The organism is Streptococcus mitis (assembly GCF_002096735.1).
In the GTDB taxonomy this organism is placed as follows: domain Bacteria; phylum Bacillota; class Bacilli; order Lactobacillales; family Streptococcaceae; genus Streptococcus; species Streptococcus mitis_CZ.
The window spans coordinates 195,608-202,219 of sequence record NZ_NCVC01000015.1 but is presented as its reverse complement, the minus strand read 5'-3'; the positions used below and the strand labels follow the sequence as shown (position 1 = coordinate 202,219).

Sequence of the window (6,612 nt, the reverse complement as noted above, 5' to 3'; positions counted from 1 at the left end):
AGTGTTCCATCCGCAACATACCATAGTCCGTACGGGATTCGAACCCGTGTTACCGCCGTGAAAAGGCGGTGTCTTAACCCCTTGACCAACGGACCAGAGTTGTTATTTTCAACTCTTACTATTATACAGGCTTTTTATTTTTTGTCAACAACTTTTTCTGTTTTTTTCTTTTTTTTGCATAGCTTCTTACCGAGTACGGATATCAAACTCCTTAAACACAATACGTAAGTCTTTTAATACTCTTTGACGCCCTCGGAAGCGTTCATGTCTTAGGACCCGTTCTAACTCTTCTTGTTTGTCTTTACTTTGTTTACTTCTATAATCTCTTAGTGTCTCATGAAAGAGATAATAATCATCTAGACACAGACCTCCCTCACTGATACGATGACTAATCTCACCTACTTCTTCATACGGTTCTTTATCATATCTTCGTTTTTGACTTTCTTGCTTACGGATATAGTCTAGAATTCGATTACGGAACTTAGTTTTGAAATATTTTCTTAAACGAGGAATGTCTTCTACTATTCCTTCTTCTCTACTAATCAATTCATGTAAGCAAATCATCCCCTCTTGGTCCCAATCCGATAGATCCCATAAATGAAGGTAATATTCATTTCTACACTTATATACAATCCCCTGGACTTCTTTATACAATTCTTTAAACATAACGTTCCCCTTTCTAGATACAGTTTAACAGATTCAGAAACACTTTTGTCCCATTTCCCCCATTCTGTTCCCTACACCGTCTAAACTGCACAAAAAAGAGAGGATACGCCTCTCTTTCGGTTATTTTTCATCATTCATTTTTGACTTTACTTCATCATAAGATAATGCATGAGATTCCTCTTCTACTGTTTCAGGCATCTTTCCTGTTTCGTAAAGAGATTTAATTTGCGTACTATCCAATGTTTCGTATTTCAATAATGCTTCTGCAATCAACTTGTGAGTTTCACGATTTGACTGAATAATTTCAGCAGCTTTATTTCGTGCTTCATTTAATAATGAACGAACTTCTTCGTCAATTTCATAAGCTGTTTGTTCTGAAATTGATTTTTGAGGACTCTGTGCACCAAACATAGCATGATTTCCTTCATATTGTACTGGGCCAAGTTTTTCACTCATACCGTACTCTGTAACCATTGCACGCGCCATTTGTGTCGCTTGTTCAAAATCGTTTGAAGCTCCTGTAGTTTGGACATTAAAGATAATTTCTTCAGCTACACGTCCACCCATTAAGCCAGCCAATTGCTCTTTTATATCTTCTTTGGAAAGAAGCATTTGGTCTTCCTTAGGAAGTGCAATCATATATCCGCCGGCACGTCCACGTGGTACGATAGTAACTTTATGAACAACACGAGCATTCGACAAGACTAAACCAACAATGGTATGTCCAGCCTCATGGTAGGCAACCAATTCACGTTCTTTTTGTGAAACTGTCTTATCTTTCTTAGAAGGACCAGCAATAACTCTATCTTCTGCTTCATCAATATCTGAAGCATCAATTATCGATTTATTGCGACGAGCAGCAACTAGAGCCGCCTCATTCAATACATTCTCTAAATCAGCACCAACAAAACCTGGAGTTTGTTGAGCCACTAATTTCAAATCAACATCTTCTGCTAAAGGCTTGTTCTTAGCATGAACTTTCAAGATTGCTTCGCGACCTTTAACATCAGGACGGCCAACCAATACTTTTCTATCAAAACGTCCTGGACGCAAAAGGGCAGGATCAAGTACATCTGAACGGTTTGTCGCAGCGATAACGATAATCCCTTCATTTCCCTCAAAACCATCCATCTCAATCAAAAGTTGGTTCAAGGTTTGTTCACGTTCATCATTTCCTCCGCCAAGACCAACTCCACGTTGACGTCCAACAGCATCAATTTCATCGATAAAGATAATAGCTGGTGCTGCTTTTTTAGCATCTTCAAAAAGAGAACGAACACGACTAGCTCCAACTCCGACAAACATTTCTACAAAGTCCGATCCTGAGATACTAAAGAATGGAACACCTGCTTCTCCAGCAACTGCCTTAGCAAGCAAGGTCTTACCTGTCCCCGGAGGTCCCTCTAAAAGAACACCTGCTGGAATACGGGCCCCAAGTTTTGTAAATCGTTTTGGATCTTTTAAGAATTCAACAACTTCAACTAGTTCTTGTTTTTCTTCCTCAGCTCCAGCAACATCTGAAAATCTTACTTTAATATCTTCTTTATTTGCGGCTTTAGCCTTACTACGTCCAAAACTCATTGGGTTACGGCTATTATTTCCTCCCATATTTCCCATCATAGAGAATAGGAAGAAGAATAGAATACCGAATGGCACAATGGATACAAGAATATTAATCCACATACCACTTGAACTTTCATGCTTAACAGTTACTTCCGCCTTATGGTCAGAAGCAAGTTTTTGCAATTCTGATACTGTAGTATCTGAAGGAAGAATAATACTTGAAAATTTCTCTACTGTTGTAGCAGAAGGAGAAAAGAACTGGATACCTGTTTCTTCTTTACTTGTTTTAGGATTTTTATAGACACCTGAAACTTCGATAACACTGCCATTTGGTTGGTAAGTCAATTCTTTTACATTGTCATCGGTAATTTCTTTTACCAATTCTGTATAATTAATTTGCTCACTTTTCCCTGCAACACTACCTGTACTAAAATACTGATAAGCTGTAACTAGGAAAAAAATAAGTAATAACCATAGAAAAGGATTTTTAATTAAACCATTATTTTGTTTTTTCATTAAAAATTGTTCTTTCTAATTTGAATATACTTCTTCTTTCAATACTCCAACATAAGGAAGGTTACGATAATTTTCTTTGTAGTCTAAACCATAACCTACTACAAACTCATTTGGAATAGTAAAGCAGGTATAGTCAGCCTCAATTTCTACAACACGTCCCTCTGGTTTATCCAACAAGGTTGCAATTTTAACAGAGGCTGCTTCTCTTGCAATAAACATATCTCGTAAATTCTTCAAAGTTTGACCTGTATCGATGATATCCTCTACAAATAGAACATCTCTTCCTTTGATATCTTGAGTTACATCTTGTTTAATATTGATCACACCGCTACTTGCTGTTCCACCATGGTAGCTCGAAACCATCATGAAGTCCATTTCAATATGTGTGTCGATATGTTTGACCAATTCGGCCATAAAAGGAATAGATCCTTTTAAAATCCCAACTAAAATTGGATTTTTTCCTGCATAGTCTTTAGTGAGTTGAGCACCTAATTTTTTAGCAGCTTCTGTAATTTCATCGTGTGAAACGAGGATTTTTTTAATATCGTTTTCTAACATTTTTTTACCTATCTATTTTTTCTATATAAAGTATAGTGTTCATTATATCATTTTTCGTGTTTTTACTCAAATTACTGGTCGCAATTCCCAAAATTGAGACAATTTCACCAAATTGCTCAATAATAAGAGCAGATTTTCGCTTTTCCATAGGGATTTTCAAATCAATAAATAGACGTCTGAGTTTTTTTCTATGCCCATTTTGAACCAAAACATCTCCTGGTTTTCGATAACGAATGTGTATGGATGTTTCGCGTGAAACAGGTATTTGTTGAATTGATTCACCTTCTAATGGAATCCCAAAGGAAAATAAATATCCTTGATAAGATACCTGATTTTGATAGTGTAACACAAGTTCATCTTCCTTTTCATCAGCCTGCGGACTGATTTTACAAATCTGAAACTGTTGGTACTCTTTTATCAATTCATAGCCATTTTTAAGCGGATGACGATACTGGCTTTTAGATTTTAAAATCTGTCGAACTTCATCAAACTGAGCTTTTGTAAGATTCAAATCTGGAAAACGATTCAGATAAGTTTGAAGTAAAACTCTTTGTGTAGACTCAGAATAAGAAAATAACTGTTGTAAATTTTCCACATCAATATTCTTTGATAATTCAGCTATAGCTAGGTCATAATCTAAAATTTCATTTCCGATACTTAAGATTGCATCTCTAAATCTAGGATTTTCTTTTTCTAATTCTGGTAAATAAGAATTTCGAATACGATTGCGAAAATAATGATTTTCCTGATTTGATGTATCTTCAAAGTGAGAAATTAGTGGAAAGTCTTTTTTCTGAAAATGCAAGAAGGGACGAATGATTTCTATCTCTCCGACTACTTTCTTCTCCTTAATTCCTGATAGATAGCGCAATCGAGTTCCTCTAATCAAACGCATCAAAATCGTTTCCACCTGGTCATCAGCATGGTGAGCAGTGATCAAGGCTGTCGCACCAGTCTTTTTCATGACCTCTTGAAAAAAATCATAGCGAAAATTTCGAGCCCTTTCTTCTGAAAATTCTCCTGAAAAATTGCTGATATAAATAGGAAGCTCTGCTTCAGCAGCCAACTTCCTTAATTCCTTTTCTTCCCAGTCTGACTCTACTCTCTGCTTATGATTCACATGAGCCAGAATCAATTCAATTTCTAACTCTTCTTGATAAGTAGACAATACCTTAAATAGAAACATAGAATCTAATCCACCAGAAAGAGCTAGCACCACTTTAGCATGCTTTTTGAAATATCCTCTTTTGAGAAAATGATTTAAAAAATCCTGTTCCCTCATTTTAGAACCTCATAAACATCCTTGGCTATCTTAGAAATCGTATCATAATCAGAATTCTTAGTAAAAATAGAAAGCACAAATGGAGAATCTGCATAGACAACACCCGTATCATGCTTAAATTCATCCGCATCCCCAATTTTATGAGCTACCTTCACAGAAACACCTTTGGCAATGCGCTCATTATCAAAATCTGTTTTGGTCAAGGACTCCAATACAAATCCGTTTTGATTATAAATAGCTTCCATAACATTCCCAGCCATTTTAGAAGAAATCAATTTTTCTTTTGGATCCCAATTATCTCCCATAATAGCAGACATCTTGGATTTAAATGTGGCATCAGATTGGTTTGAAATGTAATATCCCAACAGATTATGAGCTACGTTATCCGATTCTTTTGATACTTTCGTTATTAAGTCCTTGAGAGAATACTCTTTATTATCCTCTTTTTTAGGGAGGCTACCACTTCCCTCTGGTTTATAAGAACCTGGAAAATCATTGACTGCAGATACGTATTTTACAGTCGTGTCTAACTGATAAATCCCCTCATTTATTTTTTCTTGCGTATAATAAAGATAAGGGAGTTTCAAAACACTAGCTGCATACATCTTTTCATCTTGATTGATACCAGCTTCTTTTCCAGTAGTCAGTTGCTTAACATAAATAGAAAATGAATCCTTCTGATATTTTTCCGATAACATTTCTTGGACTTTACTCATCCGATTATCTTCTTCAGAAGTTGATTCTTTAGCTACCCATCCAGTCTGATCAATATGTAGAAATTCTCTTCCTTCTACAAACATGGTCTTATCGATTGATACCTGAGAATAAGCTGATAAGGATGATTTCACTTCTTTTAAGTCATAAGGACTATTGTACAGTTTAAAATCAAATTCTAACCATACTTTTTTTATTGTTGGAGTTATCTCTGATTGATCATATAAAAATCGTTTGTCCGCAGCTATAAATTGATGATTTGATAGCTTAAATACCGGAATTCCTTGTTTATTTAAGCGCCACTCGGTTATTTGAAAACTTGTTTGGGGAGTCAATTTTCCAGATTCCACTACTAAATCTTCATTCGCATAAACAGGAACCTCTCCATAAACCATGGGAGAACTTAATTTTTCTCTAAAATAAATACCAAAGTTAGATTGTGAAAGGTAATAAATTTCTTTCGAAGTATAGACTACTTCTTTTTCTGTGCTAACGACTTTTGAAATGGTCAAAAAACTCGGTAACAACAAAATAATTAAGAATTTACGCATTCTTCCTTTCCTTTTCTTCTTGTAAACGCAATAATTGATTTTTATCAGCCAACTCTTCCAGCTTTTCTTCCGATAGACTCAAAAATTGCTCTATTACATCTAATAAATTTTCCATTTTATCACCTTGGGAGCAAGTCAGGAATCGTATAAACAGCTTCCCGATTCTTAGAATAATAATATTTTGCACGCATGTATTTAGCAGCATAATCTTCATCTTTCAACTTTGTGGCAAAAGCTGTCTCTTTCTCCTTTTCCTCACTCAAGGTTTGATACTGAGTTTGCAAGTCTGATAACTGTTGACGTCTTTGGAGTAATTGATGATAGCTTTGAGCAAGATTATAAGTTGGTAAAATGAACAATAAAATCATCAAAATAAGAACCCAACCCATGAAACGATTACGTTTTTGTCGTTCTTTCATCAGATAGCGACGACGTTGGTGTTCATTTTGAATAAAAGAATTATTCAATTGTACGATATTTTTAGACATTTTCTTCTACCCGTGTTTCACTGATAATTTCATACATTCCTGCTGCATCTTCTTTTTTTGTACTATCCTTCATCTCTAGTACTTTTACAAGTAGCAACTTATTGCCAAAGCGAATTTCAACTTGGTCATTAACTTTCAAATCCGTTGAACTTTTGGCCAAGATTCCATTTACCTTGATTCTTCCTTTATCTGCTACTTCTTTTGCGACTGTACGACGCTTGATAATTCGTGATACTTTTAAATATTTGTCTAATCTCATTTTTATTACCTCAAA

The 6,612-nt window shown here is 35.3% G+C and carries 8 protein-coding genes and 1 tRNA gene; all 9 read right to left on the bottom strand.

Annotation, left to right across the window (positions count from 1 at the left end):
• Positions 1-23: 23 nt before the first annotated feature.
• A tRNA-Glu gene (locus B7703_RS05360) sits at positions 24-95 on the bottom strand.
• A gap of 91 nt (positions 96-186) precedes the next feature.
• Complete coding sequence (locus tag B7703_RS05355; RefSeq protein WP_084923911.1) at positions 187-666, bottom strand: sigma-70 RNA polymerase sigma factor region 4 domain-containing protein; 480 nt, start codon at positions 664-666, stop codon at positions 187-189.
• Positions 667-786: 120 nt separating this feature from the next.
• Positions 787-2,745 (bottom strand): ATP-dependent zinc metalloprotease FtsH, encoded by a 1,959-nt coding sequence (ftsH, locus tag B7703_RS05350; protein ID WP_084923909.1) that lies wholly within the window; start codon positions 2,743-2,745, stop codon positions 787-789.
• Between the two features lie 15 nt (positions 2,746-2,760).
• On the bottom strand, positions 2,761-3,303 hold the full coding sequence (hpt, locus tag B7703_RS05345; protein ID WP_020902319.1) for a hypoxanthine phosphoribosyltransferase: 543 nt from the start codon (positions 3,301-3,303) through the stop codon (positions 2,761-2,763).
• 4 nt (positions 3,304-3,307) lie between these two features.
• On the bottom strand, positions 3,308-4,585 hold the full coding sequence (tilS, locus tag B7703_RS05340; RefSeq protein ID WP_084923908.1) for a tRNA lysidine(34) synthetase TilS: 1,278 nt from the start codon (positions 4,583-4,585) through the stop codon (positions 3,308-3,310).
• Positions 4,582-5,850, bottom strand: coding sequence for a serine hydrolase (locus B7703_RS05335; RefSeq protein ID WP_084923907.1), 1,269 nt, complete (start codon positions 5,848-5,850; stop codon positions 4,582-4,584). The genes tilS and B7703_RS05335 overlap by 4 nt, the downstream gene beginning before the upstream one ends.
• On the bottom strand, positions 5,843-5,965 hold the full coding sequence (locus B7703_RS10150) for an SP_0009 family protein (protein ID WP_000429339.1): 123 nt from the start codon (positions 5,963-5,965) through the stop codon (positions 5,843-5,845). The genes B7703_RS05335 and B7703_RS10150 overlap by 8 nt, the downstream gene beginning before the upstream one ends.
• A gap of 4 nt (positions 5,966-5,969) precedes the next feature.
• Positions 5,970-6,338, bottom strand: a complete 369-nt coding sequence (locus B7703_RS05330) for a septum formation initiator family protein (RefSeq protein ID WP_000041905.1) — start codon at positions 6,336-6,338, stop codon at positions 5,970-5,972.
• Positions 6,331-6,597, bottom strand: a complete 267-nt coding sequence (locus B7703_RS05325; RefSeq protein ID WP_001234978.1) for an RNA-binding S4 domain-containing protein — start codon at positions 6,595-6,597, stop codon at positions 6,331-6,333. Before B7703_RS05325 ends, B7703_RS05330 begins: the two co-directional genes overlap by 8 nt.
• Positions 6,598-6,612 lie beyond the last annotated feature (15 nt).

What these genes read in the sequence shown, in the direction of transcription:
- ftsH (WP_084923909.1), bottom strand. Translation starts at nt 2,745, where the DNA reads ATGAAAAAACAAAATAATGGTTTAATTAAAAATCCTTTTCTATGGTTA.
- B7703_RS10150 (WP_000429339.1), bottom strand. Translation starts at nt 5,965, where the DNA reads ATGGAAAATTTATTAGATGTAATAGAGCAATTTTTGAGTCTATCGGAA.
- B7703_RS05325 (WP_001234978.1), bottom strand. Translation starts at nt 6,597, where the DNA reads ATGAGATTAGACAAATATTTAAAAGTATCACGAATTATCAAGCGTCGT.
- B7703_RS05355 (WP_084923911.1), bottom strand. Translation starts at nt 666, where the DNA reads ATGTTTAAAGAATTGTATAAAGAAGTCCAGGGGATTGTATATAAGTGT.
- hpt (WP_020902319.1), bottom strand. Translation starts at nt 3,303, where the DNA reads ATGTTAGAAAACGATATTAAAAAAATCCTCGTTTCACACGATGAAATT.
- tilS (WP_084923908.1), bottom strand. Translation starts at nt 4,585, where the DNA reads ATGAGGGAACAGGATTTTTTAAATCATTTTCTCAAAAGAGGATATTTC.
- B7703_RS05335 (WP_084923907.1), bottom strand. Translation starts at nt 5,850, where the DNA reads ATGCGTAAATTCTTAATTATTTTGTTGTTACCGAGTTTTTTGACCATT.
- B7703_RS05330 (WP_000041905.1), bottom strand. Translation starts at nt 6,338, where the DNA reads ATGTCTAAAAATATCGTACAATTGAATAATTCTTTTATTCAAAATGAA.